26 protein-coding genes are annotated in these 23,648 nt (G+C 34.0%); 15 read left to right on the top strand and 11 right to left on the bottom strand.

Going from position 1 to position 23,648, the window contains the following annotated elements; all coding sequences use genetic code 11:
* Positions 1-10: 10 nt before the first annotated feature.
* The 3 genes from ACXX80_RS09775 to ACXX80_RS09765 form a co-directional block, all read right to left on the bottom strand.
* Positions 11-1,621 carry a class I SAM-dependent methyltransferase gene (locus tag ACXX80_RS09775; RefSeq protein WP_458553037.1) on the bottom strand — a complete coding sequence of 537 codons (1,611 nt, stop codon included), beginning with the start codon at positions 1,619-1,621 and terminating at the stop codon, positions 11-13.
* Between the two features lie 114 nt (positions 1,622-1,735).
* Complete coding sequence (locus tag ACXX80_RS09770; RefSeq protein WP_458553036.1) at positions 1,736-2,191, bottom strand: tRNA (cytidine(34)-2'-O)-methyltransferase; 456 nt, start codon at positions 2,189-2,191, stop codon at positions 1,736-1,738.
* A 26-nt stretch (positions 2,192-2,217) separates the two neighbouring features.
* Complete coding sequence (locus ACXX80_RS09765; protein ID WP_458553035.1) at positions 2,218-2,793, bottom strand: pseudouridine synthase; 576 nt, start codon at positions 2,791-2,793, stop codon at positions 2,218-2,220.
* A gap of 170 nt (positions 2,794-2,963) precedes the next feature.
* Between ACXX80_RS09765 and ACXX80_RS09760 the strand changes: the two genes are divergently transcribed.
* From ACXX80_RS09760 to ACXX80_RS09740, 5 genes are all read left to right on the top strand, one after another.
* Entirely contained in the window at positions 2,964-3,329 is a 366-nt protein-coding gene (locus tag ACXX80_RS09760) for a hypothetical protein (protein WP_458553034.1), read from the top strand.
* Positions 3,330-3,594: 265 nt separating this feature from the next.
* The gene (locus ACXX80_RS09755; protein WP_458553033.1) at positions 3,595-4,965 is read left to right on the top strand and encodes a DNA recombination protein RmuC; all 1,371 of its coding nucleotides are present in this window, start codon (positions 3,595-3,597) and stop codon (positions 4,963-4,965) included.
* Between the two features lie 7 nt (positions 4,966-4,972).
* On the top strand, positions 4,973-5,338 hold the full coding sequence (locus tag ACXX80_RS09750; RefSeq protein ID WP_315211611.1) for a DUF8785 domain-containing protein: 366 nt from the start codon (positions 4,973-4,975) through the stop codon (positions 5,336-5,338).
* The gene (locus tag ACXX80_RS09745) at positions 5,339-5,884 is read left to right on the top strand and encodes an acyl-CoA thioesterase (RefSeq protein ID WP_458553032.1); all 546 of its coding nucleotides are present in this window, start codon (positions 5,339-5,341) and stop codon (positions 5,882-5,884) included. It begins immediately after the preceding gene.
* 189 nt (positions 5,885-6,073) lie between these two features.
* Complete coding sequence (locus ACXX80_RS09740; RefSeq protein WP_458553031.1) at positions 6,074-6,613, top strand: YceI family protein; 540 nt, start codon at positions 6,074-6,076, stop codon at positions 6,611-6,613.
* 2 nt (positions 6,614-6,615) lie between these two features.
* On the opposite strand, the gene ACXX80_RS09735 is transcribed toward ACXX80_RS09740, so the two are convergent.
* A complete protein-coding gene (locus tag ACXX80_RS09735) occupies positions 6,616-7,530 on the bottom strand; it encodes a TIGR01777 family oxidoreductase (RefSeq protein ID WP_417982648.1) in 915 nt (304 codons plus the stop codon).
* 117 nt (positions 7,531-7,647) lie between these two features.
* Here ACXX80_RS09735 and ACXX80_RS09730 point away from each other — a divergent pair, with 117 nt between their 5' ends.
* The 9 genes from ACXX80_RS09730 (at position 7,648) to ACXX80_RS09690 (ending at position 15,881) form a co-directional block, all read left to right on the top strand.
* The gene (locus ACXX80_RS09730; protein ID WP_458553030.1) at positions 7,648-8,307 is read left to right on the top strand and encodes a TetR family transcriptional regulator C-terminal domain-containing protein; all 660 of its coding nucleotides are present in this window, start codon (positions 7,648-7,650) and stop codon (positions 8,305-8,307) included.
* On the top strand, positions 8,307-9,614 hold the full coding sequence (locus ACXX80_RS09725) for an ABC1 kinase family protein (RefSeq protein ID WP_458553029.1): 1,308 nt from the start codon (positions 8,307-8,309) through the stop codon (positions 9,612-9,614). Before ACXX80_RS09730 ends, ACXX80_RS09725 begins: the two co-directional genes overlap by 1 nt.
* Complete coding sequence (locus tag ACXX80_RS09720) at positions 9,614-9,748, top strand: DUF2256 domain-containing protein (protein WP_082014130.1); 135 nt, start codon at positions 9,614-9,616, stop codon at positions 9,746-9,748. Before ACXX80_RS09725 ends, ACXX80_RS09720 begins: the two co-directional genes overlap by 1 nt.
* On the top strand, positions 9,724-11,028 hold the full coding sequence (locus tag ACXX80_RS09715; protein WP_458553028.1) for a DASH family cryptochrome: 1,305 nt from the start codon (positions 9,724-9,726) through the stop codon (positions 11,026-11,028). The genes ACXX80_RS09720 and ACXX80_RS09715 overlap by 25 nt, the downstream gene beginning before the upstream one ends.
* A gap of 8 nt (positions 11,029-11,036) precedes the next feature.
* Entirely contained in the window at positions 11,037-12,521 is a 1,485-nt protein-coding gene (locus ACXX80_RS09710; RefSeq protein WP_417952631.1) for a cryptochrome/deoxyribodipyrimidine photo-lyase family protein, read from the top strand.
* A 28-nt stretch (positions 12,522-12,549) separates the two neighbouring features.
* Positions 12,550-12,834 carry a TIGR03643 family protein gene (locus ACXX80_RS09705; protein ID WP_315211600.1) on the top strand — a complete coding sequence of 95 codons (285 nt, stop codon included), beginning with the start codon at positions 12,550-12,552 and terminating at the stop codon, positions 12,832-12,834.
* Between the two features lie 51 nt (positions 12,835-12,885).
* On the top strand, positions 12,886-13,569 hold the full coding sequence (locus ACXX80_RS09700; RefSeq protein WP_315211599.1) for an SDR family NAD(P)-dependent oxidoreductase: 684 nt from the start codon (positions 12,886-12,888) through the stop codon (positions 13,567-13,569).
* Positions 13,570-13,712: 143 nt separating this feature from the next.
* Positions 13,713-14,324: a GTP cyclohydrolase I FolE gene (gene folE, locus ACXX80_RS09695; RefSeq protein WP_458553027.1), complete on the top strand. Its 612-nt coding sequence runs from the start codon at positions 13,713-13,715 to the stop codon at positions 14,322-14,324.
* Positions 14,325-14,462: 138 nt separating this feature from the next.
* Positions 14,463-15,881: an SDR family oxidoreductase gene (locus tag ACXX80_RS09690; protein ID WP_458553026.1), complete on the top strand. Its 1,419-nt coding sequence runs from the start codon at positions 14,463-14,465 to the stop codon at positions 15,879-15,881.
* A gap of 77 nt (positions 15,882-15,958) precedes the next feature.
* Here ACXX80_RS09690 and ACXX80_RS09685 read toward each other — a convergent pair whose 3' ends face one another.
* From ACXX80_RS09685 to ACXX80_RS09655, 7 genes are all read right to left on the bottom strand, one after another.
* Positions 15,959-17,254, bottom strand: a complete 1,296-nt coding sequence (locus tag ACXX80_RS09685; RefSeq protein WP_458553025.1) for a cryptochrome/photolyase family protein — start codon at positions 17,252-17,254, stop codon at positions 15,959-15,961.
* The gene (locus ACXX80_RS09680; protein ID WP_458553024.1) at positions 17,254-17,715 is read right to left on the bottom strand and encodes an SRPBCC family protein; all 462 of its coding nucleotides are present in this window, start codon (positions 17,713-17,715) and stop codon (positions 17,254-17,256) included. The genes ACXX80_RS09685 and ACXX80_RS09680 overlap by 1 nt, the downstream gene beginning before the upstream one ends.
* A 179-nt stretch (positions 17,716-17,894) precedes the next feature.
* A complete protein-coding gene (locus ACXX80_RS09675) occupies positions 17,895-18,335 on the bottom strand; it encodes a sterol desaturase family protein (RefSeq protein WP_113633487.1) in 441 nt (146 codons plus the stop codon).
* Between the two features lie 47 nt (positions 18,336-18,382).
* Positions 18,383-19,222 (bottom strand): phytoene/squalene synthase family protein, encoded by an 840-nt coding sequence (locus ACXX80_RS09670; protein ID WP_315211588.1) that lies wholly within the window; start codon positions 19,220-19,222, stop codon positions 18,383-18,385.
* A gap of 1 nt (position 19,223) precedes the next feature.
* Positions 19,224-20,699, bottom strand: a complete 1,476-nt coding sequence (gene crtID / locus ACXX80_RS09665; RefSeq protein ID WP_458553023.1) for a bifunctional phytoene desaturase/3,4-desaturase — start codon at positions 20,697-20,699, stop codon at positions 19,224-19,226.
* 39 nt (positions 20,700-20,738) lie between these two features.
* Positions 20,739-21,635 carry a MerR family transcriptional regulator gene (locus ACXX80_RS09660; protein ID WP_458553022.1) on the bottom strand — a complete coding sequence of 299 codons (897 nt, stop codon included), beginning with the start codon at positions 21,633-21,635 and terminating at the stop codon, positions 20,739-20,741.
* A 74-nt stretch (positions 21,636-21,709) separates the two neighbouring features.
* Positions 21,710-22,663, bottom strand: coding sequence for an ion channel (locus ACXX80_RS09655; protein WP_458553021.1), 954 nt, complete (start codon positions 22,661-22,663; stop codon positions 21,710-21,712).
* A 291-nt stretch (positions 22,664-22,954) separates the two neighbouring features.
* Here ACXX80_RS09655 and ACXX80_RS09650 point away from each other — a divergent pair, with 291 nt between their 5' ends.
* On the top strand, positions 22,955-23,590 hold the full coding sequence (locus tag ACXX80_RS09650) for a phosphoribosyltransferase (RefSeq protein ID WP_458553020.1): 636 nt from the start codon (positions 22,955-22,957) through the stop codon (positions 23,588-23,590).
* Positions 23,591-23,648 lie beyond the last annotated feature (58 nt).

The raw sequence follows: 23,648 nt of genomic DNA, 5'->3' as shown, positions 1-23,648 counted from the left end.
CAAAATCGTACTAACCATTCCCTTTCAATAAATTTATACTCACTGTTGCAAGGTTTGAGTCTGGGAATCTGCTGAAAAAATTAACATCCGGATACAATCCTGCTTCAGCAGCGATTTTGTGTAAAACGGGAATTTCAACGATGTATTGATCTGAAAAACCATGCGTGGCATCATAAGCTGTAGCAGCGGTTTTACCTAAATTAGCAGCAGTCAAACTTGGAGCAATGGTATGCAATTCAATCATTAACAGTCCAAATTTCCGAACATAAGGCGACCATTTATTCAAATGTTCCAATAGATTATCTTCGACTAAGCTATTACTGATACGCTCTCCCCTATGCGCAAATGCTCCTGTAGAATGACTTACTCTATCTTTGGTAATCTGTTTTGGTATTTCCCAAATTCGGTTATGATCCAAGAAGGTTCTCACATTCAGTAAATCTTTCAAATCAATGTTATAATTTTCAAATAAGTCATTGGCTAACAAATCCGGTTGACCTATATCTCCCCAAATTACTTTGGCCCAAATATCGGCTTTGATTAAATTGGCTCGAGTTACTTTCAACGCTGCTTGATTATAATCGGCACCAACAAGGAACAAAGGATAATCATCCAGCATTTTTCCGCGAAGGGTTTGTCTCTCGATTACAGTATAAATATGTTCTATAAATGCTCCATTACCACAACCCATATCGAGAATTCCTTTCGGCTGATCTTCTATTGGTAAATTGAATAATTTGATAATAATTTCATCTACTATTTTAAAATAAGTATCATGCGCACCTCCGCTTCCCCAAACATTCATTTCTCGGTCAACATGAATTTCCTCTCCTCCTTCTGCTATATCTCGCAATACATTTGGATTACCAAAAAGCAAATCATCCATTTTACTGAAGGTAGGTAAATAGGAAACCGTCACTCCGTAAGCCGTGGCTCTTTTGGCAAAAAACAAACCAGTTTCGGTAAACTGATAATTGCCTTTTTTTTGCGTAAACCAACCCAAATGAACAAAGAAATCAAGTATGATTTTAAAATTTTCGGGGGATTTATGAAATTCCTCGGGACGGAAGGAAATCTCCATAAAATATTTATGAAACATACCGCTCATGCCCAAGCGAACTAATGTTGGCCCAACTAAACATCCTTCAATATGCATCAAAATTTGACGCTGAATAGTATGTGTCAACGGATCATTCGAAAAAGAAATGGCGTAATTGCTTTTGTATTTTTCGAAAATAACGCGCAACCTTTCAAATGGGGCATCATCGAAAAATCTAGGGTGAAATTGCATCGAAAAATGCAGTAAATCAATCACATCTTCGTATAAATGGAACATCGAAAAAGCGATTTTACTTTTGTCATTGATGCTAAATTTAATGGCATTTGTGGCGTTATTGTTATGATAATCCAGAAATCCCTGTGAACATAAATTTCGCAAACCCACATTCAGATAGCCTTCGTTTGCTTTAAAATGTTCCGTGAGTTCCGTAAGCGTCACTTCTTTTTTATCAAGAATATAAGCAAGCACGCCGCTTTTATATAAAGAAAAAGCAACCGGCGCAATAACCAACCCATCCAAATGTTTAAAAATGGTGCTTCTAAGAGTAATTTTATCAATCATAAAAAGTACGTTTTAAAGGAGAAAAAACACAATTCAATTCAGAATGATCTACTCAAATATATGAATTTTCAACCAAAAAAACCACTTTGCTTTTTACAATTATAAATTCGTAATTTACAATTTACCAGCTATTTGCCTTTTTGCTTCGCCAATGACAAAAGCGACCGAATTTGCAATGTTAAAACTTCTAATAAGCGGTGACATAGGAATTGTCAGATGATTGGGAAATTCGTTTAAAACAGCTTCGCTCAAACCTTTACTTTCTTTACCAAAAACTAACCAGTCACCATCCTGAAAATCAGTCTCTAGATAGGATTTTTTGGCATGGGAACTCATTAGAAAAACTCGGGATAAATCAGGAATTTGTGCTTTCCATTCGGCAACATTTTGATATTCAGTAACATCAAGATGTACCCAATAATCCAAACCGGAACGTTTCAGGTTTTTATCATTAATGACAAATCCAAAAGGATGAATTAAGTGCAAACGGCTTTCGGTACCTACGCACAATCGGCCAATATTTCCGGTATTATTTGGGATTTCAGGTTCTACTAAAACGATGTTTAACATTTCTTATTGGTTAATCGGTTATTTGTTTATTCGGTTATTTGAAAATCTTCAACTTCTAAAACTTCTCCAGCCTGTAAATTATTGAGATGCACGTTTCCTATTCGAACACGAACCAAGCGTAACGTAGGAAAACCAACTGCGGCAGTCATTTTTCGGACTTGGCGAAACTTCCCTTCATTCACCGTTATCGAAGCCCAAGAAGTAGGACCGTGACGTTCATCACGTATCTTTTTTCCTCTTGCTCCAAAAGCAGGAATTTCATGTATTAAAGAAGCTTTGCAGGGCTTTGTAATATACTTGGTTCCATTAAAACCAATTTCTACTCCTTTTTGCAATTGCTCAATCGCTTCCTGGTGGATAATCCCATCGACTTGGACATAATATTCCTTGTCTACTTTTTTGCTTCGAATGATTTCGCTCATCATTCCATCCGTAGTCAATAACAACAATCCTTCTGAATCTTCGTCAAGACGCCCTATTGCCATTGTTCCTTTGGGGAAATCGTGCAATTCACCCAACAATTTCTTTTTTCTTTTTAATTCGTAAATAAACTGGCTCAAATACCCGTAAGGCTTATGAATGATGAAATGAGAATGAGACATTTTAGTGTATTAGTTGTACGTGCAAAGATAGTTTTGTTTTCGCAGGATTTAAAATAGTGTCGCCATACATTTATTGGTGTAAACCAAAAGCTATGTTAAATGATTAAATTTTTTAATTTAAAAGATGTAATATTATAGAAGCTAGCAGTATTAGCTTAAAATTAAAGAGTATGGAAAGCAACGATTTAGGTTCAAAAAAAACAAATAATAAACAAAATATAAACGAAGGATTTAGCGGTCAGAATCTAGCCAAAAATACGAATCCTGAAGTATCACATTTAAAATCAGAAGTAGAAACTGATGCAAATGGAAATCAAAAAATTGTTCAAAGAGCACGTAATATTGATGGAACTCTAGAACAAAATGAGGATAGCACTCCCATAAATTTAAGTTCTGATACCGCAAATGTTTCTGAAGAACAAGCAAAAAAAATGGTAGAAAATAAAGATCATAACTCGGATATCATTCCTAACCGTTATCCTAATGAGCATCCTGACAATAAGGAAGACAGAGGAAATATTAAATTGGATCAATAAGAATTCCATCTATTTAAAAGGCCAATATGAAAACCATTTTGTATTGGCCTTTTTTATTTTCAGTATTAAATTATTACTCCCTAACTACCTTATTTCAAATGGAAAAATTTCTAAAGGAAAAATACTTTAATTCCAAAAAAGGGAGGCATTAAGAATATTATTTCTTCAAGTTTTAAAACTTTAAAAACTTCCGTTACTATTTTGCTTTCCGAAAGGAAACCAGCAAACTTTTGTTTATTTTTACAAACTTACAAAAAGAAATTCTATGACAAATATGCTTCCGTTTTTATTGATTTTCATCGTTGCTCTCGCTATTGGTATTTTCATTGGTAAACTCATTTTCTCTGCCCGATTCCAAGCGGAAAAAATTAGTTTAGAAGAAAAACTAATTGCATTTACTTCCCAATTCAATCAACTAAAAGAGCAAATTATTGTTGACAAAACAACTTTTGAAAAACAATTAGAAAACGCCAACGGGGAAAAAGAAAGCATACGAAGTGAAAAAGACAGTTTAGCCATTCAGCTTTCTAAGAAAGAAGTCGATTTTGAGAATCTTTGGGAACGCAACAAAGAACAAAAAGAAGAAGTCGAGAAACTACAGGAAAAATTTACCAAAGAATTTGAGAATCTCGCCAATAAAATATTAGAAGAAAAGTCCAATAAATTCACGGAACAGAACAAGGAAAACATGAAGAATATCTTGACGCCTTTGCAGGATAAAATTCACTTGTTTGAAAAGAAAGTCGAAGATACCCACAAAGAAAGCATTGATTATCATGCAGCTTTGCGCCAACAAATTCTAGGATTGCGAGAAATGAATATCCAGATGAGCAAGGAAACATTAAACCTGACGAAAGCTTTGAAAGGCGACAGCAAGATGCAAGGAAATTGGGGAGAACTAGTTTTAGAACGCGTTCTTGAAAAATCAGGATTAGAAAAAGGTCGTGAATACGAAGTGCAACAAGCGTTCACTACCGAAGATGGAAATCGCGTTTTCCCTGACGTAGTCATTAATCTGCCTGATGGTAAAAAGATGATTGTCGATTCTAAAGTTTCTTTGACCGCTTATGAAAAATACATCAATGAAGAAGATGACGATATAAAAATTGGATTTTTAAAAGAACATGTTAATTCCATCAAACGTCACGTAGAACAATTAGGCAATAAAAATTACCAAGATTTATATCAAATAGAAAGTCCTGATTTTGTATTGCTATTTATTCCTATCGAGCCTGCTTTTGCCATGGCGCTAAATGAGGATACTAGTTTGTACAACAAAGCATTCGAGAAAAACATTGTGATTGTTACGCCTGCGACTTTATTAGCGACTTTGCGAACGATTGACAGCATGTGGACCAACCAGAAACAACAGGAAAACGCCCTTGAAATTGCACGACAAGCCGGTGCATTGTATGATAAGTTTGAAGGTTTTGTGGGTGATCTAATCAAAATTGGAAAGAAGATAGACGAAAGCAAAACAGAGTATAGCGGTGCAATGAACAAACTTGTTGAAGGAAAAGGAAACCTGATTGTGAGTGTAGAAAAATTGAAAAAAATGGGAGCCAAAGCCAAGAAAGCACTTCCGGAAAGCATATTAAATCGAGCAGAAAAAGACGAAAATCAACTTTTAAACTAAACAAAAAATGAGAAAATTTTTAATGGTAATTACCGTAATACTTGTAGTATCTGTGGCAGGTTATTTTGCTTTTTTATACAGTGCCACATATAGCGAAGGGATGCGTTCAGGCGAATTAATAAAAGTAAGTCGCAAAGGAGTTGCATTCAAAACATGGGAAGGTGAAATAAGTCAAGGAATATCTGGAGCGCAAATTTTCTCTTTTTCGGTGATGGACAGTGAGGAAAAAGTAATTGCTGATTTACAAGAATACGAAGGACAATATGTACAGGTTAATTATGTAGAACGCTACAGAACATTTCCTTGGTGGGGTGATACGCGCTATTTTATAACAGAAGTCAAAAAAGTAAATTCTCCTTTTAAAATAAAATAAATGAACCGTACTTTTAAAACCGTTGCATCCTCAAATATTAGAATTTCAGAGTTGATGTTGCCGTCACACACCAATTTTAGCGGTAAGATTCATGGTGGTTATATTTTATCCCTTTTAGATCAAATTGCGTTTGCCTGTGCCTCAAAATTTTCAGGGAATTATTGTGTAACCGCATCAGTAGATACGGTAAACTTCCTTAAACCAATCGAAGTGGGCGAACTGGTAACAATGAAAGCCTGCGTGAATTACGTAGGTAATAGTTCCATGATAATAGGCATTCGTGTAGAAGCCGAGAACATTCAAACGGGAAAAATCAAACATTGTAATTCTTCTTACTTTACGATGGTCGCTAAAGACAAAGAAGGCAACAGCATGCTTGTTCCCGGATTAATTTTATCAAGTATGAATGAAGTCCGTCGCTTTTGTAATTGCATCAAACAAATAGCCTTAAAAAAGGAAAAAGACCTACACGAAGAAAAGTTTGATTACACCTCTCAAGAATCATTAGAAAGCTTAAAAAAATACAACATAAAGTTAGAATTATAATCAAGCTAATCGATAACTAACACTTTTTAAAAAAATATTTTCCCACTTATATTGCATTCAGAATTACACTTTAGTTTCTGATTAAAAAATCGAGAAAAATTAACTGATACAGTTTGTTTTTCAGCCGTTCGACACTTTTATTTTTCCAGTTAATTTCGTAACTTTCAGTAATTTAATTCATAAACCACTATGAAAAAAATTACTCTAATACTACTACTCATTATTGCAATTAAATCTATTGCTCAAGATAAAATGGTGACTTATGGAGGAATCATACATTTTGAGGCTTCAATTCCTTTATTTGAAGAAGTAAAAGCAAGTAATGATAAAACAACCTGTATTTTGATAACTCAAACAGGACAAATTACTTGTTGGATGAACATAAAAGATTTTAAATTTCAAAGAAGCTTGATGGAAGAACATTTTAATGACAACTATATGGAAAGCAACCGCTTTCCAAGAGCCGTTTTTAAAGGCAGAATTGAAAAATTTGATTTAAAAAACCTCAATTCAGTCGCTAAAGAATATCAAATCAACGGAAAAATCACCATTCATGGCAGAACTAAAAAAATAGGCATCAGCGGCTCGTTAAAAAAAGTGGATAAAGGAATTGAACTTATCTCGGAATTTCCTTTAAACACGGATGATTTTATGATTGAAATTCCTTTTATAGTTCGTAGCAAAATATCTAAAAAAATAAACACCCAACTGATTTGTGTCTTACAATAAATCTATTTTGTTAAACAATCCTTTAATGCCCCTTCAAGATTTTTAAATTTAAATTGAAAACCCGTCTCTTCAATTTTATCAGAAGACACTCTTCTACCAGTCAAAACAATTACGGCCATTTCGCCCATAACAAATTTTAACACAAAACCAGGAACATTGGGCAACCAAATAGAATATCCAAAAATACGAGCCAACGTTTTAGAAAAAATCATATTGGTCGTATTATCATTAATGGCTGCGTTATAAGGTCCTTCCATATTGGGATTTGAAACCGCTTGAAGATAGATATTACACAAATCATCTACATGAATCCATGGCATGTATTGCTTTCCGGAACCCAATGCAGAACCCAATCGAAACTTAAATAACGGAATAAGTTTTTTCAAAAAACCATCATTTTTCCCTAAGACTAATCCAGTACGGATTTTTACAGTGCGAATGTTTAAGTTTTCAATAAAATCCAAAGCATCTTCCCATTTCTGACACGTATAACCGAGGAAATCATTTGCATAAGGTGTGTTTTCTGAACAAATCTCTTCGCCATTTACAGCACCATAAATACCTATAGCCGAAGCCGAAATAAAAGCGTCTAGTTTCTTATTGTGCTTTTTTAAAACAGAATACAATAATTGAGTTGATTTCTCCCGACTATCGATAATCGCAGCTTTGCGTTTTGCTGTCCATCTTTTCTCTGCAATGTTTTCACCAGCTAAGTGAATTATATAATCTGCATTTAAAACTGCATTTTCATCTATAGTCTGATTTGCAACATCCCATTTGTAATAGAAAACATCCCCTTTATTTTGTTTTTCACTTCTACTCAGGATAGATACTGAATACCCTTTAGCAATCAATAAACCTGTCAAATGGCTACCGATAAATCCCGAACCTCCGCTTATTAAAACATTTTTTTTCATGATAGTGTAAAGCTAATGATTTATAATGATATAAAATTATATTAAATTTTGTTTAACTTTATTAATATATAGTTAAACATTTCATACCTTTATACTTTAATTTGAAATACACTAAAAATGGCTACTAAAAAAACAATATTAACAAAGGACAAAATCGTTTCATTGTACATGAACTATGTACTTGATCATAGTGAAAAACCTAAATCAGTATATCATTTTGCAAAAATGAATGATTTTACAGAAGCTGAATTCTATTCCTTTTTTGGAACAATAGAAAGTATCGAGAAAGAAATATTTAAAATTTTTCTAGAAAAAACGTTAGAATTACTGAACAAAAACAAGGAATACGAGATGTATGATATGAAAAGTAAAATGTTAAGTTTCTATTTTACTTTTTTTGAAATTCTAACCGCTAACAGAAGTTATGTTGTACTCGTTTTAAAAGAACACAACAATCAATTAAAAAAACTGATGCAACTTTCTGAACTTAGAATCAGCTTTAAAAATTATCTCTTGGAAATAATATCAGACGAGTTTAGAACGCAACAAGAAAAAATTCAAAACTTTCAAGAGAAAGCATTCCAAGAAACTTCATGGATTCAACTTTTATTGACGCTAAAATTCTGGCTGGATGACTCCTCTCCTGCTTTTGAAAAAACAGACATCTATATTGAGAAGTCTGTAAAAGCCTCTATTGAATTAATGAATATTGCACCTCTGGATAGCTTAATAGACTTTGGGAAATTTATTTTCAAAGAAAAAATATACAACAAATAATGAAAACGATAGACTATATTCCTACATCAAAAATTGAAAGGGCTACAAAACTAGTACAAACCGGTGCAAAAGTTGGCGTCAATTATTTAAAGTATTACGGTGAAAAAATGGTTAATTCTGATTTGACACGTGATAAACTCAATGAAGACAATGCCGAAGATATTTATGACGGACTCAAAAGCATGAAAGGAAGCGCGCTGAAAGTAGCGCAAATGCTAAGCATGGACAAAAGCTTTTTGCCACAGGCTTATGTAGAAAAATTTTCGCTTTCACAATTTTCAGTTCCACCACTTTCAGCACCATTAGTACTGAAAACGTTCAAGACAAATTTTGGGAAAACACCATATGAAATTTTTGATGAGTTCAATGCTACTTCGGTTAACGCCGCAAGTATCGGGCAAGTTCACGCTGCTGTAAAAGACGGTAAAAAACTGGCAGTAAAAATTCAATATCCCGGCGTAGCCAATAGTATTTCGTCAGATTTAGCTTTGGTTAAACCTATTGCTATCAGAATGTTTAACCTTCAAGGAAAAGATTCGGATAAGTATTTCAAGGAAGTGGAAGACAAATTAATTGAGGAAACCAATTATTTATTGGAACTAAAACAAAGCCAAGAAGTTGTTGAAGCCTGTAAAAAAATTGAAAATCTGGTTTTCCCGAATTATTATTCTCAATATTCTTCGGAGAAAATTATCACGATGGATTGGATGACAGGAATTCACCTTTCTGAATTTACCAATAAAAATGACGATCAAGAAATCGCGAACAAAATTGGTCAAGCTTTATGGGATTTCTATATGTACCAAATTCATATTCTGAAAAAAGTACATGCTGATCCGCATCCGGGAAATTTCTTGGTAAACGATAAAAACCAATTGGTGGCATTGGATTTTGGTTGTATGAAACAAATACCAGATGATTTTTACACCCCTTATTTTGAATTGATTGACAAAAAAGTCATCAATGATAGCAAAATATTCAACGATAAATTATTTGAACTAGAAATTCTTCGTAAAGATGATTCAAAAGAGGAAATAGCTTATTTCACCGAAATGTTCCATGATTTACTGTCCTTGTTTACCAAACCGTTTCAAGCAGAAACGTTTGATTTCTCTGATGAATCTTTTTTTGAAAGCATCGCACAATTAGGCGAACGATTCTCAAAAGATACTAATCTCAGAAAAATGAATGGTAACAGAGGTTCTAAACATTTCATTTATATGAACAGAACCTTCTTCGGATTATACAATTTAATGTTTGATTTGAAAGCGACAATTGTGGTCAATGAATATCAAAAATACAACTAGTGAAAAAGGAAAATTTGCCTTCAAAAATGTGTTTGGTTTGCAACAGACCTTTTAGTTGGCGGAAAAAATGGGAAAAAGTTTGGGACGAAGTTAAATATTGTAGCGAAAAATGCAAAAGAAACAAAAAGGGTTAGTTTGGTTTAGAAATGATTTGAGAGCGCATGATAACGAATCGTTGACAAATGCTATTGATGAAAATGAAACCGTAATTGCGGTGTGTTTTTTTGATCCAAGGCAATTTGAGGAAACAAGATTTGGTTTTAAAAGAACAGAGAAATTCCGAACCAAATTCTTAATTGAAACGGTAACAGCACTGAAAGAAAATCTGGAAAAACTGAATATTCCGCTTTTGGTTTATTACCAGAAACCCGAAGATTCAATTCCGGAAATTGTTGCTCAAAACGAAATCAATTCTGTTTACTTCCAAGAAGAATGGACAAGTGAGGAAATGGAAGTTTTAGAGAATATAAAATTAAAAGTTCCGGATTCAGTAGCGTTCAAAAGCAGTTACAATCAGTTCTTATTTCATCCTGAAACTATTCCGTTTGACATCTCATCGATTCCAAATGTTTTTACACAATTCAGAAATCAGTGTGAAAAATCAACAATGGTCAGACCTGAATTCAAAGTTCAACCGATGACTGAAGAAAATTGGATTACAAACGAAACTGAACTTCCCAGGATGGAAACATTAGGTTTTCCTGATTTTGAAATGGATTCCAGAACGGCATTTCCTTTTCTTGGTGGTGAAGATGAAGCAATGAAACGATTGCGAAATTATTTTTGGGAAACCAAAAAACTAAGTGTTTATAAATTGACTCGCAACGGATTAATTGGAACTGATTTTAGTTCGAAATTTTCTCCTTGGTTGGCAAACGGTTCCATTTCGGCGAAGACTATTTATCGGGAAATTGTTAAATACGAACAACAAATTGGGAAAAATGAATCCACGTATTGGTTGATTTTCGAACTGATTTGGAGAGATTATTTTAAATATGTTTCGATGAAAAACGGGAATTCGATTTTTAAAATTGGAGGGATTTTAAACAAAAAATACGATTGGAAAACCAATCCATCAGACATAAATAATTGGATTAACGGTAATACACAAGAGCCATTTGTAAATGCCAATATGATTGAATTGCAACAAACAGGCTGGATGAGCAATCGTGGTAGACAAAATGTAGCGTCATTTTTTGCAAAGAATCTTCTGCTAGACTGGCGCATCGGAGCTGCCTATTTTGAAGCGATGCTAATTGATTACGATGTACACAGCAATTACGGGAATTGGATGTATGTTTCTGGTGTTGGTAATGATCCCAGAGATCGAAAATTTAATATTAAGTTACAAGCCGAGAATTACGACGGACAATCAAAATTTCAGAAATTATGGTTGCAACAACAATTATTTTAAAAAGGTAAATGAATACTAATAAAAAACATATTAATGTAGTTTGGTTCAAAAGGGATCTTCGTTTACAGGATAACGAGGCAATTTTTAACGCAACAAAAACCGGCATACCCACATTGTTGCTTTACGTATTCGAAAAATCTTTAGAAAATGATTCGCATTACAGTCCAAGACATTGGAATTTCATCAAGCAATCACTTGTAGACATCAATAAACAACTGGAACAATCTAACACACAGGTATTAGCTGTATCGTCAGAGGTACTTCAAGTTTTCAATATTCTTGAAGAAACATACAAAATTGAAACTGTGTACTCACATCAGGAAACGGGATTAAAAATCACTTACGAAAGAGATAAAACTTTCAAACGGTTTTGTAAAAACAATCAAATTAATTGGGTTGAAAATACTAATAACGGAATTTTCAGAGCCTTACGAAACAGAACGAATTGGGTTGCTAAATGGGAAGATTACATGAATCAACCACAATTTATTTTTGATGGTAAACCAGAAAATTTTCTAAATACGGAAGCAATATTGGAACTCGAAAAAGCTTTGGATAAAACCAATTTAGAAACTGTTCCTGATGCTGTCTTCCAAAAAGGTGGCAGCACCATGGCTAGAAAATATTTGCAGACATTTTTTGATGAACGATACCACAATTATAATTCCCATATTTCAAAACCGCTTTTAGCTCGAAAAAGCTGCAGCAGGTTATCACCATATATTGCTTGGGGAAATTTATCCTCCAGACAAGTTTTGCAAAAAGCAGCTACGTTCCGATTGACCTGCAACAACCAAAAACAAATTGATTCATTTGTATCTCGACTGACGTGGCAGGCTCATTTCATTCAAAAATTTGAAATGGAAGAAGTAATGGAATTTGAAAGTGTTAACAAAGGCTTCCATTCGTTGAAAAAGAAAGTCAATGAAAATTATATTGAAGCTTGGAAAACGGGACAAACCGGGTTTCCCTTGATTGATGCATGCATGCGTTGCCTCAATGAAACTGGTTATTTGAATTTTAGAATGCGTGCGATGTTAGTTTCATTTTTCACCCATAATCTATGGCAACCTTGGCAAGAAGCGACGCAGCATTTATCACAAATGTTTCTTGATTTTGAACCCGGAATACATTTTCCGCAGTTACAAATGCAGGCGGGTGAAACCGGAATCAATATGTTACGTATCTATAATCCAATAAAGAACAGTTACGAACACGATCCTGACGGTGAATTTATAAAAAAATGGGTTCCTGAATTACGCGATTTACCACGGGCATTTGTCCATGAACCATACAAAATGACCTATTTAGACCAGAAGTTTAATGATTTCGAAATAGGAATCAATTATCCCAAACCAATTGTAAATATGGAAAGAACTAGAAAATTCGCAAGTGATTTTTTATGGAAAATGAAGAAAAACCCATTAGTAAAAGAGGAAAGTTCACGGATCTTGAAACTTCACACTATGGCAGATATTGGCGATAGTGAGTAATATTTTAATGGCAATAAAAATATAATTTATGAATACAAAAAAAGAACTAACGGATTTAGAAAAAGACCGAATCATAGAAATGGCTTGGGAAGACCGCACCACTTTTGATGCGATTTTAATGCAATTTGGATTAAAAGAACAAGAAGTAATCGACCTCATGCGCACCGAAATGAAACCTTCGAGTTTTAGAATGTGGCGAGAAAGAGTGCAAGGACGCAGAACCAAGCATGAAAAATTAAGGGATTTTAGAGAAGGCCGTTTTAAATGTACGATGCAAAGACAAATTAACAACAACAAGATTTCCAAACGATAAAAATTAGTGTTCAGTGAGCAGTAATCAGTTAAAATAATAACATATAAAAAAATGAAAAATATAGTAATCATTGGTGGTAGTAAAGGAATTGGCAGTGCTATTTTGTTGCAACAATTAGAAACAAACATAGTCTACAACATCAGTAGAAATGCGCCAGACATTACACATCCCAACCTGAAACATTTTAGTGTAGATGTTTTAAAAGATACACTACCGGAAATCGAAAACATTGACACTTTAATTTACTGTCCGGGTTCTATCAATTTAAAACCCATCGGAAGTTTGAGCATAGATGATTTCAGAAATGATTTTGAAATTAATGTCATTGGCGCTGTAAAAGCCATCCAGAAATATTTACCTGTTTTAAAAAAGGGAACTAACCCATCGATTGTTTTGTTTAGCACGGTAGCTGCAAAATTAGGAATGCCTTTTCATGCTAGTATCGCTACTGCAAAAGCTGGAATTGAAGGATTAGTAAAATCGCTGGGAGCAGAATTAGCTTCGGTAGTACGCATCAATGCCATTGCACCCACGATTACCGAAACATCACTTTCAGCAGGCATTTTGAGAAATGACCGAATGAAAGAAAACATGGTGGAACGCCACCCGATGAAAGGTTATTTAAAACCGGAAGAAGTTGCTAATATGGCCGATTTCCTAATTTCGGAAAACGCAAAATCAATTTCAGGTCAAATATTCGAGATGGATTACGGAATAGTGACTTTTAAAATATAAAGAAGTAATTACTTCCCATCAAAAAATAAATTCTTAAACCATTAAGGAAATAAGTTTAAATAGAGATTACTTAATTTTTCTTAATTCCTTAATGGTTAGAAAAAAAATAATTAACCAAACTTAATATTGAAAGATAGAACACCATGATAAAAGAAATGAAAAGTTACGAAAAAATTGAACAATACGACTCTGAAATCACAGAAGCATTAGCGGATAATTACAAAATAATCATTGATAATTTAGGCGAAGATGTAACTCGCGAAGGGTTAGAAAAAACACCAGAACGTGTTGCGAAAGCGATGCAATATTTAACTCATGGTTACGGATTAGATCCATTGGAAATCCTAAAATCAGCAATGTTTACCGAAGATCACCAACAAATGATTGTGGTAAAAGACATCGAAGTATACTCTATGTGTGAGCACCATATGTTACCGTTTTTTGGAAAAGCACATGTCGCTTATATTCCGAATGGTAAAATTGTAGGTTTAAGTAAAATCCCAAGAGTAGTTGATGCTTTTGCCCGAAGAATGCAAGTTCAGGAACGATTGACAGATCAGATTAAAAACTGTATTCAGGATGCTTTGAATCCACTTGGCGTAGCTGTTGTAATTGAAGCGCAACACATGTGCATGCAAATGCGCGGGATTCAAAAACAAAATTCAGTTACAACGACTTCTTCTTTTACAGGAGCTTTCGAGAAAGACAAAACAAGAAAAGAATTTATTAGCTTAATTTCAAATAAATTAAGTTAATTTTAATTATTGGAATACCAATGTACTGAATAAAAAAACTGCACACGGATTACACGGATTAAACAGATTATCACAGATATTCTGATTGCTTTAAAATTGGAGTTTATTCGTATAATTAGTTGAAAAAAAATACAACTCATGAAAATTCTCTTAACAGGCGCAACAGGTTATATCGGAAAGCGACTTTTGCCTTTGTTGGTGGCACAAGAACATGAAATAATCTGTTGTGTAAGAGATAAAAACAGGTTTTATTGCCCTGTCGAATTTCAAAAAAGTGTTACGGTAATTGAAGTTGATTTTCTAAATCAAGAAACACTATCAGCAATTCCAGTAGCGATTGACACGGCTTACTATCTGATACATTCCATGTCAGGATCCGCGTCTAATTTTGATGAATTAGAAAGTGAATCTGCACTAAATTTTGTGCAACGATTGAATGAAACCGAAGTAAAGCAAGTTATTTATTTGAGCGGAATTATCAATGACAAATCATTATCGAAACATTTATCCTCCAGAAAAAAGGTAGAAGAAATTTTAATTACAGGAACTTTTGCCGCAACTACATTGAGAGCGGGAATTATTGTAGGTTCTGGAAGCGCATCGTTTGAAATAATTCGGGATTTAGTGAATAAACTTCCCATTATGATTACTCCAAAATGGCTGAATACCAAATGTCAGCCGATTGCAATTCCGGATGTTCTTGAATTTTTATCCAAATCATTATTAAATCCGCTTACCTACAATCAGAGTTTTGACATTGGCGGACCAGATATTTTGACGTACAAAGAAATGCTTTTGGGATTTGCAGAAGCAAAAAAACTAAAGCGATGGATTTTTACTGTTCCTATCATGACGCCAAAATTATCTTCGTATTGGTTGTATTTTGTAACCTCAACATCTTATAGACTCGCATCAGCTCTAGTGAGCAGTATGAAGGTAGAAGTAGTTTGTAGTGACAACCGAATCAATGAGTTATTGAATGTTACGCCCATGTCATACAAACAAGCGCTTTCCCGTGCTTTGATAAAAGTTGACGAAGACAAAGTAGCTTCGAGCTGGAAAGATTCATTGGTAAGCGGACGTTTTAACAGCAACATGTCTGAATATTTGAAAGTTCCTAAAAAAGATTGCTACATTGACCGTCGCAAAATGGAAATCATAGATCGTGATTTTACTATCAACAGGATTTGGTCCATTGGCGGTGATACAGGTTGGTATTATGGTGATTGGTTGTGGAATTTACGCGGTTTTATTGATAAATTATACGGTGGCGTAGGTTCTCGAAGAGGAAGAACAAACCGACACGATATCCATTCTGGTGATGCTTTAGACTTTTGGCGCGTTTTGCATGCCAATAAAGAAGAGGGAAAATTAATTTTATTTGCCGAAATGAAACTCCCAGGAGAAGCTTGGCTGGAATTTAAAATAATAGGAAATACGTTGTATCAAGCGGCAACTTTCAGACCCAGAGGGATTTGGGGAAAATTATATTGGTATTCCGTTTTGCCGTTTCACGGATTTATCTTTAAAGGAATGCTGCAGAAACTGATTAAATAATATTTTTACAAACATGTAAGTCATTTAAGTTTTTAGGTAATGCTTAAAAACTTAAATGACTTATATGTTTAATCTTTTTATTTCAAGATTCCGGCTTTGTAAGTCGCAATCGCTCTGTCTCTAGCCATTGCATGCTCTACCATTGGTTTTCCGTATCCTAAATCAAATTCTTTAATCCATTTTCGGATGTAGATTCCTTTCTCATCAAACTTTTTTTGCTGAATCTCCGGATTGAAAACACGGAAATAAGGTGCTGCATCGCAGCCCGTTCCTGCGGCCCACTGCCAGTTTCCAACATTGGCAGACATCTCATAATCCAATAATTTTTCGGCAAAATAGGCTTCACCCCATTGCCACTGAATCATCAAATGTTTGCACAAAAAACTTGCCACAACCATGCGGACTCTGTTGTGCATGTATCCAGTTTCATTAAGTTGACGCATTCCAGCATCGACCATTGGATAACCAGTTGTTCCCGAGCACCAGCGCTTGAAATCTTCTTCATTATTGCGCCACTGAATTCCGTCAAAAGCCGATTTGAAGTTTTGGGTTACGACTTTTGGAAAACTAAATAAGATTTGCATAAAGAATTCTCTCCAAATCAATTCACTCAAAAAGACATCGTTTTTGTGAAAAGCCCAATTGACTAATTTCCGGACGCTTACCGTTCCAAAACGTAAATGTGGCGACAGATACGAGGTTTTATCCATGGCTGGAAAATCTCGTATATCTTGATAATTTGCAATAAATTTTAAATTATGTGGCTTTACTTTTATAGCACTTTCTTCGAAACCTATTTGTTCTAAAGAAGGAAAATCAAAACTGTTTTTATGGAAATTAGAAAAATAAGCAGCAGTATCATATTCCTGAACCGGCGCCATTGATTTGTATTTTTCTAGCCATTTATTTTTAAAAGGAGTGTAAACCGTATATGGCAATCCATCTGCTTTTATGATTTCTTTTTCCTCGAAAATCACTTGATCTTTAAAAGAATAAGCAATGGTTTTATTAGTTTCTAAAAGTTCACAAATTGCCGTGTCACGCTGTATCGCATATGGTTCGTAATCTTTGTTGAAGAAGACTTCTTTGACGTCATATTCATCTAAAAGTGATTGCCAAACATCAAAAGTTTTTCCTTTTTTGACCAAAAGTGAACTTCCGATTTCCTGTAGTTGCGTATTTATTTTAGAAAGTGATTCATGGATGAAACCCACCCGAGCATCATTTTTTGGTAAACTATCCAAAATAGAATCATCAAAAATAAACAACGGAATCACCGCATGTTCCGAATGTAGCGCTTGAAATAAACCTACGTTATCTTCCAGACGCAAATCCCGTCTGAACCAAAAAATAGAAACTTCTTGCTTGCTCATTACTTTGAATTAAACATTTCGTCCACTTTAGTGAAACGGTATTCGAAAATAGATTTCAATTTATTTTTAACAACTAAGGAATTCATGATTCGGCCCAGAAAGCCAAGCGGCAATCCGTAATGCACGACATCCGTCATTTTAGTTCCGTTTGATGTTGCTTCAAAAAAATGTTTGTGATGCCAAAAACTGTATGGACCAAAACGTTGTTCATCTATGAAATAACTATTTTCTTTTACTTGTGTGATTACAGTCATCCATGATAAAGTTATCCCAAAAAGTGGCGTTACTTTATATTGAATTACTTGCCCAGGATACATAGATTTTTGATCAAAATCCGTGATTTGAAAACCCATTCCTTCCGGTGTGATTTTCTGAAGATTTTTGGGGTTCGAAAAAAAGGACCAACATTCTTCGACAGTTGCATTTACGTGCTGAACGGTTTCTTGTTTGTATATTTTCATGGTTGTGTTTTAAAGATAAATGCCTTCGTGGAACACTGCGTTCGCGTGAGGGATAATAGTGGAGCTCTTTTTATAATTGGCCTCGTTTTTTTAAACGAGACCAATTATAAAAAAGCGGGAACGGATAGTCCGACCACGCTGTAACGCTAGTGAAAGCTGGGTCACGCCCAAATTTAACTTTATATTTTGTAGTATTTGAAAGGTACAAAAAGCATTCCGAAACATTCTCCGTGTTCTTTGCCCAAATGTTTGTGATGTACTTTGTGAGCTTTTCGCAAACCGATTAAATACTTGTTGTTCGTGTTTTTGAACCACTTGAAACGCTGATGGATTAGGACGTCATGAATCATGAAATAACACATCCCGTAAAACATAATTCCAAGTCCGATGAAGAATTTATAGTTTAAACCGCCTTCGACACCGTAATAAAAAAGAACGATGCTTGGGATGGCGAAAATGACGAAAAAGATATCATTTCGTTCAAAAACATTTGCGTATTTGGGTTGGTGATGATCAGCGTGAAAATACCACATTGAACCGTGCATTACATACTTGTGCGTAAGCCAAGTGACGCATTCCATTATTAAAAAAGTACCTAGAAAAATTAAAAAAAATATCATTTTATTCTGTATTTAAGTATAACAATTCTTTAAAAACAAGCTGTAATTTAAACTAGCTTTAATTTATAAGACACAAAAGATTTTGCCAGTAAACCGGCTTTGGTGTAGTTAGAAACTCTGATTCTTGCATTTCCAATTTCGTGGCAAGGCGTGTTTTCTAATTTTTTTAATAGTTTTTTGTAATACACAAAAGCTGTGTATACACCAAACTTAGCTTCGATAGGAAGTTTCACAATGCCTTCATAAGCGACTCTGAAATCTTCTTCGATTTCATTGATGATTGCAGTCTTTGCATTTTCATCGAACGAATTCAAATCGACTCCAGGAAAATAATTGCGATTCAAAACCAAATTATCATCCTTTAAATCCCGAAGAAAATTCACTTTCTGGAACGCAGAACCCAATCGCATTGCTTCGTCTTTCAGTTGCTCATAACGTTTATCGTCACCGGCCACGAAAACTTTAAGACACATCAACCCAACTACATCAGCAGAACCATAAATATAATCATCATATTCCGCTTTGCTATGATAATCTGATTTTATCAAGTCTAATTTCATACTTTTTAAGAAAGCCTGAATAAGATCATCAGATATGTTGTTTTGCTTCACAGTTTGCTGGAAAGAATTCAATATAGGATTTAAACTAATCCCTCTATCAAAGGCTTTATAGTATTCATCCTCAAACTCAGTGATTAAACTTTCTTTATCAAAACCGTGGAATGAATCAACGATTTCATCTGCAAATCGAACAAAACCATAGATACTATATATGGCATCCCTAATACTTGGCGACAGCATGTAAACTGCCAGCGAGAAAGAGGTGCTATAGTTTTTTGTAACTAACTTGCTACATTTAAAAGATACATCATCAAATAATTGCTTCATACTATTGTTCTGAAAATTGCTTATTAATTAATTCCGACACTAATTTTCCAGAAATTAATGCTGGCGGTACACCAGGTCCCGGAACGGTCAATTGACCAGTGAAATATAGATTCTTAACTTTTTTACTTTTTAATTTTGGTCTCAAAAAAGCCGTTTGCAATAATGTATTTGCCATACCGTAAGCATTCCCTTTGTATGAATTGTACTCCGACACAAAGTCATTTTTACAGAATGATTGCTTAAATATAATATTATTTTTGATGCTTTGCTGTGTTAAAGTTTCAAAACGATTTATTATTTTATCAAAATATTCTTCTCTTAAAGCCTCAGTATCATTAATTCCCAGAGCCAAAGGCACTAAGAAAAAGCCAGATTCCATTCCTTCTGGAGCGGCAGTTTTATCTGTCACTGATGGAAAATTGGCATAAAACAACGGTTCCTTTGGCCATTGTGGCTCATCATAAATATCTTTAGCATGTTGGTAAAAATCAACATCAAAAAACAATGCATGATGCGAAATATTTTCAATTTTTTTATTAAAACCTACATAAAACAATAATGATGATGGTGCGAAAACTCGGCTATCCCAATATTTTTCTGAATACGCTCGATGTTCCTGATCCAATAACGTCTCGGTGTGATGGTAATCAGCACCACTCAAAATTAAATCGGAAGCAATAATTTCGCCATTGACCTGCAGGGCTACTGCAGTTTTATTTTCGACAATAATTTTTTCGATGTTTGAATTAGTTTGAAATTTCACTCCCAACTCTCGCGCTAAACTTTCCATGCCCCGAACGACATCAAACATTCCTGTTTTAGGATGCCAAGTTCCAAGACCAAAATCAGCATAGTTCATAAAACTGTAAAACGAAGGCGTATCTGATGGCTTTGCGCCAAGAAACAATACTGGAAATTCCAATATTTGAATTAGCCTTTCATTTTTAAATTTCTTGCGAACATCTTTACTGATATTGCTAAAAAATTGTCCCACTTTCATGGCTGTTTCCATGGTTATCAATTCGAGTGGAGAAACGCCGGGACGGTAAACCAAATCTTTGATAGCGATATCGTAATTACTTTTGGCTTCAGCCATAAATTCGTTTAGAATTTTACCGCTTCCTTTTTCGATAGCTTCAAAAGCGAATATAATTTCAGCTAAATTGTCTGCTATTGATATGAAATCATCGATTCCGTAATACACTCTGTAGGCAGGAGACAACTTAATGAGTTCATAATAATCAGTGGTTTTCTTTCCAAAATCAGCAAAGAAACGCTCGAAAACGTCTGGCATCCAGTACCAACTTGGCCCCATATCAAAGGTAAAACCTTCTCTCTTTAGTTGACGTGCTCTCCCTCCAATAGTTGCGTTTTTTTCATAAACCGTAACATCATGACCACTTTGTGCTAAATACGCCGACGCTGCCAATGCAGAGAAACCAGAACCTATAATCGTAATTTTTTTTATTTTTTTCATTTGTTTAGCAAATATACTAATTGTTTAAACAAAAAACAATTAAATCGAGTCAACTAATTCCGTAATTGAATTAAAAATTGTAATTCGATCAGAAAGTTCATCTTTTTTAATAAACTCAACCATTCTACCTAGATACCATAATTCAGTAGTATCATCTAATAATTCATCAGACATTTTTTGGATGTAACTGTCTACTATATCTCTTTCAGGCTGAACCGTTAGGTACGACACAAAAACAATGGAATCAAAATGCTTTTTCAAATCTTTTAGATTTTCAATTGGCATACTTTCCCCTAGATAAATGGTTTTGTATCCATGTAATAAAATTTCATAATTGAGATACATCAAGCCCAATTCGTGAATTTCATTCATAGGCAGAGACAAAACAAAAACTTTATCCAGTTTGGTCTGCTTTAAAATTTGAAGTTTTTCAGTATTTATTAATAGTTTTTGTTTAATTAAATAGCTGATGAAATGTTCGTGAGCAGGTGTTATCGTATCGGATTGCCACAATAACCCCAACTCGTTCATCAAAGGAATGAAAACTTGATGAAAGACTTCTTTGAATGATTTTTCCGCAATTAACCAATTGTATGTATTAAAAAAAAGCTCTTGATCAAAGTTCATCATAGCCATTTTAAACTCACTAATAGCGTGGCTTTTGGCTGTTTTGTTTGAAATTATTTCTCGTACAAGAGACGGAATTTTATCTTGTGGATAGGTGGCTATTTTTGAAATTTTATAGCCATAGTCATGCAGCAAAGTAATGTTTAATAGTTTTTGCAAACTAGCCAAATCGTACAATCGGATATTAGTATCTGTACGCATCGGTTGAAGAATATCGTATCTTTTCTCCCAGATTCGTATAGTATGCGCTTTGATCCCCGAAAGGTTTTCAAGATCTTTGATACTAAACACACTTTTTATATTGTTCATCGTTTATCTAAATTTAATAAACAAATGTAAAATAAATTTTATTATAAATTTGAAATAATTAAAAAACTATTGCATTATTCCAAAGTGACGCTGTAAAAAGTATTTAATTTGTCTAAATCAAGGATAGTTTTGGAATTATCAGTACTTCTTGTGTACATAGGTTCAAATTTAGCTCCGTAAACAACTTCTTCAAAAGTATATGAAGTCCTAATGGCAACGGTATTACTAAACATATCATCAAAGGTTTTTACAAAAACAAGGATTTCTCCATGAATACTATCAAAATCTTCTTTAGTTAAGTTGTACAGCGGGCTGTTTTCAGTTATTGGATGGACTAAAGTCCAGCTTAAGGTTAATGCATTTATTCTTTCCAATTCTAAATCTAAAGCATAAAATTTGTTCGTTTTAGTACCATTCTCCTCCACACTCATACCAAGAGTAATTTTGGCTTCAGCATCAGTAAAATTAGTATTTTTAAAAGGTGTAATTCGTATCATTAAACCTTTTATTTCTCCATAAGGAGCGATCAGGGCATTGTGCGAAAATTTCAAAAAAGCAGTAGGCTTGCTGAAACGTCCAAAGAATAAACCAGTAGCAATTGCAAAGCTCAACAACCCTATCAAAGCTTCTGCAGCAGCTAATAAACTGGTTAAAAAACCGGAAGGACTAATGTGTCCATATCCCACTGTGGTAAATGTTTGTGCACTAAAAAAATAGGCTTGACCAAATTGAACCCAATTTGAACCTGTAGCATCAATCCCATTCAAATTTTCGATTCCAATAGCATAATATAGCAACGCAAATAAAAAATTCATACCCACATAAAACAACAAAAGAATTAACATGAATTTCCATCTTGGCAAATCAATCATGGTATGATACCAACTAATACGATGCAAAAGCTGCATACCGCGTTTCTCTACATTAGCAGTTCCATTTTTATTCACAAAACGACCACCATAATTATTGGCATTTGTTCCAAAACCAGTATTTGTATCTGCCTTTGCTTTTGAATTTATTTTCTTCATTGTAGTTATTGCTATTCATTTATTGTAAAGTAAAAATAGCAAAAAACCTTTTATAAATTAGGAAGTGATTTCACCTTTAAATAAGCCATTCCTAAATCCAACTTGTTTTTACAAAACTATTCTTTCATTTGTAAAAACAGTTTTAAATCTCTCATTAATGTTCGCTTTCAATAACTTTATTTTTTTACTAATTCATGATTTTTACATTAAATATTTTCAAAAAATAATCGTAATGATTTGAAAATCAATATCTTTATATGCTTAATTTTTTTTCAACATAAAATTAGAATCATGTATGACGGGATGTTAAAAGATAGAATTGAGGCGGGTATATTGCTTTCAGAAAAACTAAAAAAATACCAGAATAGCAATACTATAGTACTTGCCGTTCCTAGAGGTGGAGTGCCTGTGGGATATATAATTGCTAAAAGTTTACACCTTCCTTTAGACATCGTTCTTTCAAAAAAAATAGGACATCCCAGTTATACAGAATTTGCGATTGGCGCCGTCTCCTCAGATTCCATGATTCTTGATGAACATCCAAATGTTCCTAAAATATATATAGACAATGAAATTATCCGATTGCGGAAATTAATGGCAGAGAAATATCAGCATTACATGGGCAATAAAAAACCGCTGGATGTGAAAGAGAAAAATATAATCTTAGTAGATGATGGTATCGCTACAGGAAACACTTTGCTTGCCAGTATAAGCATGCTTCGAAAAAAAAAACCAGCAAAAATAATTGTGGCTACACCTGTAATTCCTTATGAAAACGTGCCTGTAATTAAAAAAAACGCCGATGAGTTTATCTATCTAATAGCTTCAAAAAATTTTAGAGGTGTGGGCGGATTTTATGAAGAATTCAATCAAGTCGAAGATGAAGAAGTGATATACTTGTTGAGTATTCCCATAGATACTGACTAATATTGTTTTAAGCTGCAGTTTTATTTTTAAAATTTGAAATGATAGAAAAATCAGATTT

The sequence above is a fragment of the Flavobacterium sp. GNP002 genome (genome assembly GCF_054343795.1).
This window is presented reverse-complemented; position numbering and strand designations above follow the sequence as displayed.

Excerpts from the sequence above, each read along its gene's own strand:
- ACXX80_RS09775 (WP_458553037.1), bottom strand. The coding sequence starts at position 1,621 with ATGATTGATAAAATTACTCTTAGAAGCACCATTTTTAAACATTTGGAT.
- ACXX80_RS09770 (WP_458553036.1), bottom strand. The coding sequence starts at position 2,191 with ATGTTAAACATCGTTTTAGTAGAACCTGAAATCCCAAATAATACCGGA.
- ACXX80_RS09765 (WP_458553035.1), bottom strand. The coding sequence starts at position 2,793 with ATGTCTCATTCTCATTTCATCATTCATAAGCCTTACGGGTATTTGAGC.
- ACXX80_RS09760 (WP_458553034.1), top strand. The coding sequence starts at position 2,964 with ATGGAAAGCAACGATTTAGGTTCAAAAAAAACAAATAATAAACAAAAT.
- ACXX80_RS09755 (WP_458553033.1), top strand. The coding sequence starts at position 3,595 with ATGACAAATATGCTTCCGTTTTTATTGATTTTCATCGTTGCTCTCGCT.
- ACXX80_RS09750 (WP_315211611.1), top strand. The coding sequence starts at position 4,973 with ATGAGAAAATTTTTAATGGTAATTACCGTAATACTTGTAGTATCTGTG.
- ACXX80_RS09745 (WP_458553032.1), top strand. The coding sequence starts at position 5,339 with ATGAACCGTACTTTTAAAACCGTTGCATCCTCAAATATTAGAATTTCA.
- ACXX80_RS09740 (WP_458553031.1), top strand. The coding sequence starts at position 6,074 with ATGAAAAAAATTACTCTAATACTACTACTCATTATTGCAATTAAATCT.
- ACXX80_RS09735 (WP_417982648.1), bottom strand. The coding sequence starts at position 7,530 with ATGAAAAAAAATGTTTTAATAAGCGGAGGTTCGGGATTTATCGGTAGC.
- ACXX80_RS09730 (WP_458553030.1), top strand. The coding sequence starts at position 7,648 with ATGGCTACTAAAAAAACAATATTAACAAAGGACAAAATCGTTTCATTG.
- ACXX80_RS09725 (WP_458553029.1), top strand. The coding sequence starts at position 8,307 with ATGAAAACGATAGACTATATTCCTACATCAAAAATTGAAAGGGCTACA.
- ACXX80_RS09715 (WP_458553028.1), top strand. The coding sequence starts at position 9,724 with ATGCAAAAGAAACAAAAAGGGTTAGTTTGGTTTAGAAATGATTTGAGA.
- ACXX80_RS09710 (WP_417952631.1), top strand. The coding sequence starts at position 11,037 with ATGAATACTAATAAAAAACATATTAATGTAGTTTGGTTCAAAAGGGAT.
- ACXX80_RS09705 (WP_315211600.1), top strand. The coding sequence starts at position 12,550 with ATGAATACAAAAAAAGAACTAACGGATTTAGAAAAAGACCGAATCATA.
- ACXX80_RS09700 (WP_315211599.1), top strand. The coding sequence starts at position 12,886 with ATGAAAAATATAGTAATCATTGGTGGTAGTAAAGGAATTGGCAGTGCT.
- folE (WP_458553027.1), top strand. The coding sequence starts at position 13,713 with ATGATAAAAGAAATGAAAAGTTACGAAAAAATTGAACAATACGACTCT.
- ACXX80_RS09690 (WP_458553026.1), top strand. The coding sequence starts at position 14,463 with ATGAAAATTCTCTTAACAGGCGCAACAGGTTATATCGGAAAGCGACTT.
- ACXX80_RS09685 (WP_458553025.1), bottom strand. The coding sequence starts at position 17,254 with ATGAGCAAGCAAGAAGTTTCTATTTTTTGGTTCAGACGGGATTTGCGT.
- ACXX80_RS09680 (WP_458553024.1), bottom strand. The coding sequence starts at position 17,715 with ATGAAAATATACAAACAAGAAACCGTTCAGCACGTAAATGCAACTGTC.
- ACXX80_RS09675 (WP_113633487.1), bottom strand. The coding sequence starts at position 18,335 with ATGATATTTTTTTTAATTTTTCTAGGTACTTTTTTAATAATGGAATGC.
- ACXX80_RS09670 (WP_315211588.1), bottom strand. The coding sequence starts at position 19,222 with ATGAAGCAATTATTTGATGATGTATCTTTTAAATGTAGCAAGTTAGTT.
- crtID (WP_458553023.1), bottom strand. The coding sequence starts at position 20,699 with ATGAAAAAAATAAAAAAAATTACGATTATAGGTTCTGGTTTCTCTGCA.
- ACXX80_RS09660 (WP_458553022.1), bottom strand. The coding sequence starts at position 21,635 with ATGAACAATATAAAAAGTGTGTTTAGTATCAAAGATCTTGAAAACCTT.
- ACXX80_RS09655 (WP_458553021.1), bottom strand. The coding sequence starts at position 22,663 with ATGAAGAAAATAAATTCAAAAGCAAAGGCAGATACAAATACTGGTTTT.
- ACXX80_RS09650 (WP_458553020.1), top strand. The coding sequence starts at position 22,955 with ATGTATGACGGGATGTTAAAAGATAGAATTGAGGCGGGTATATTGCTT.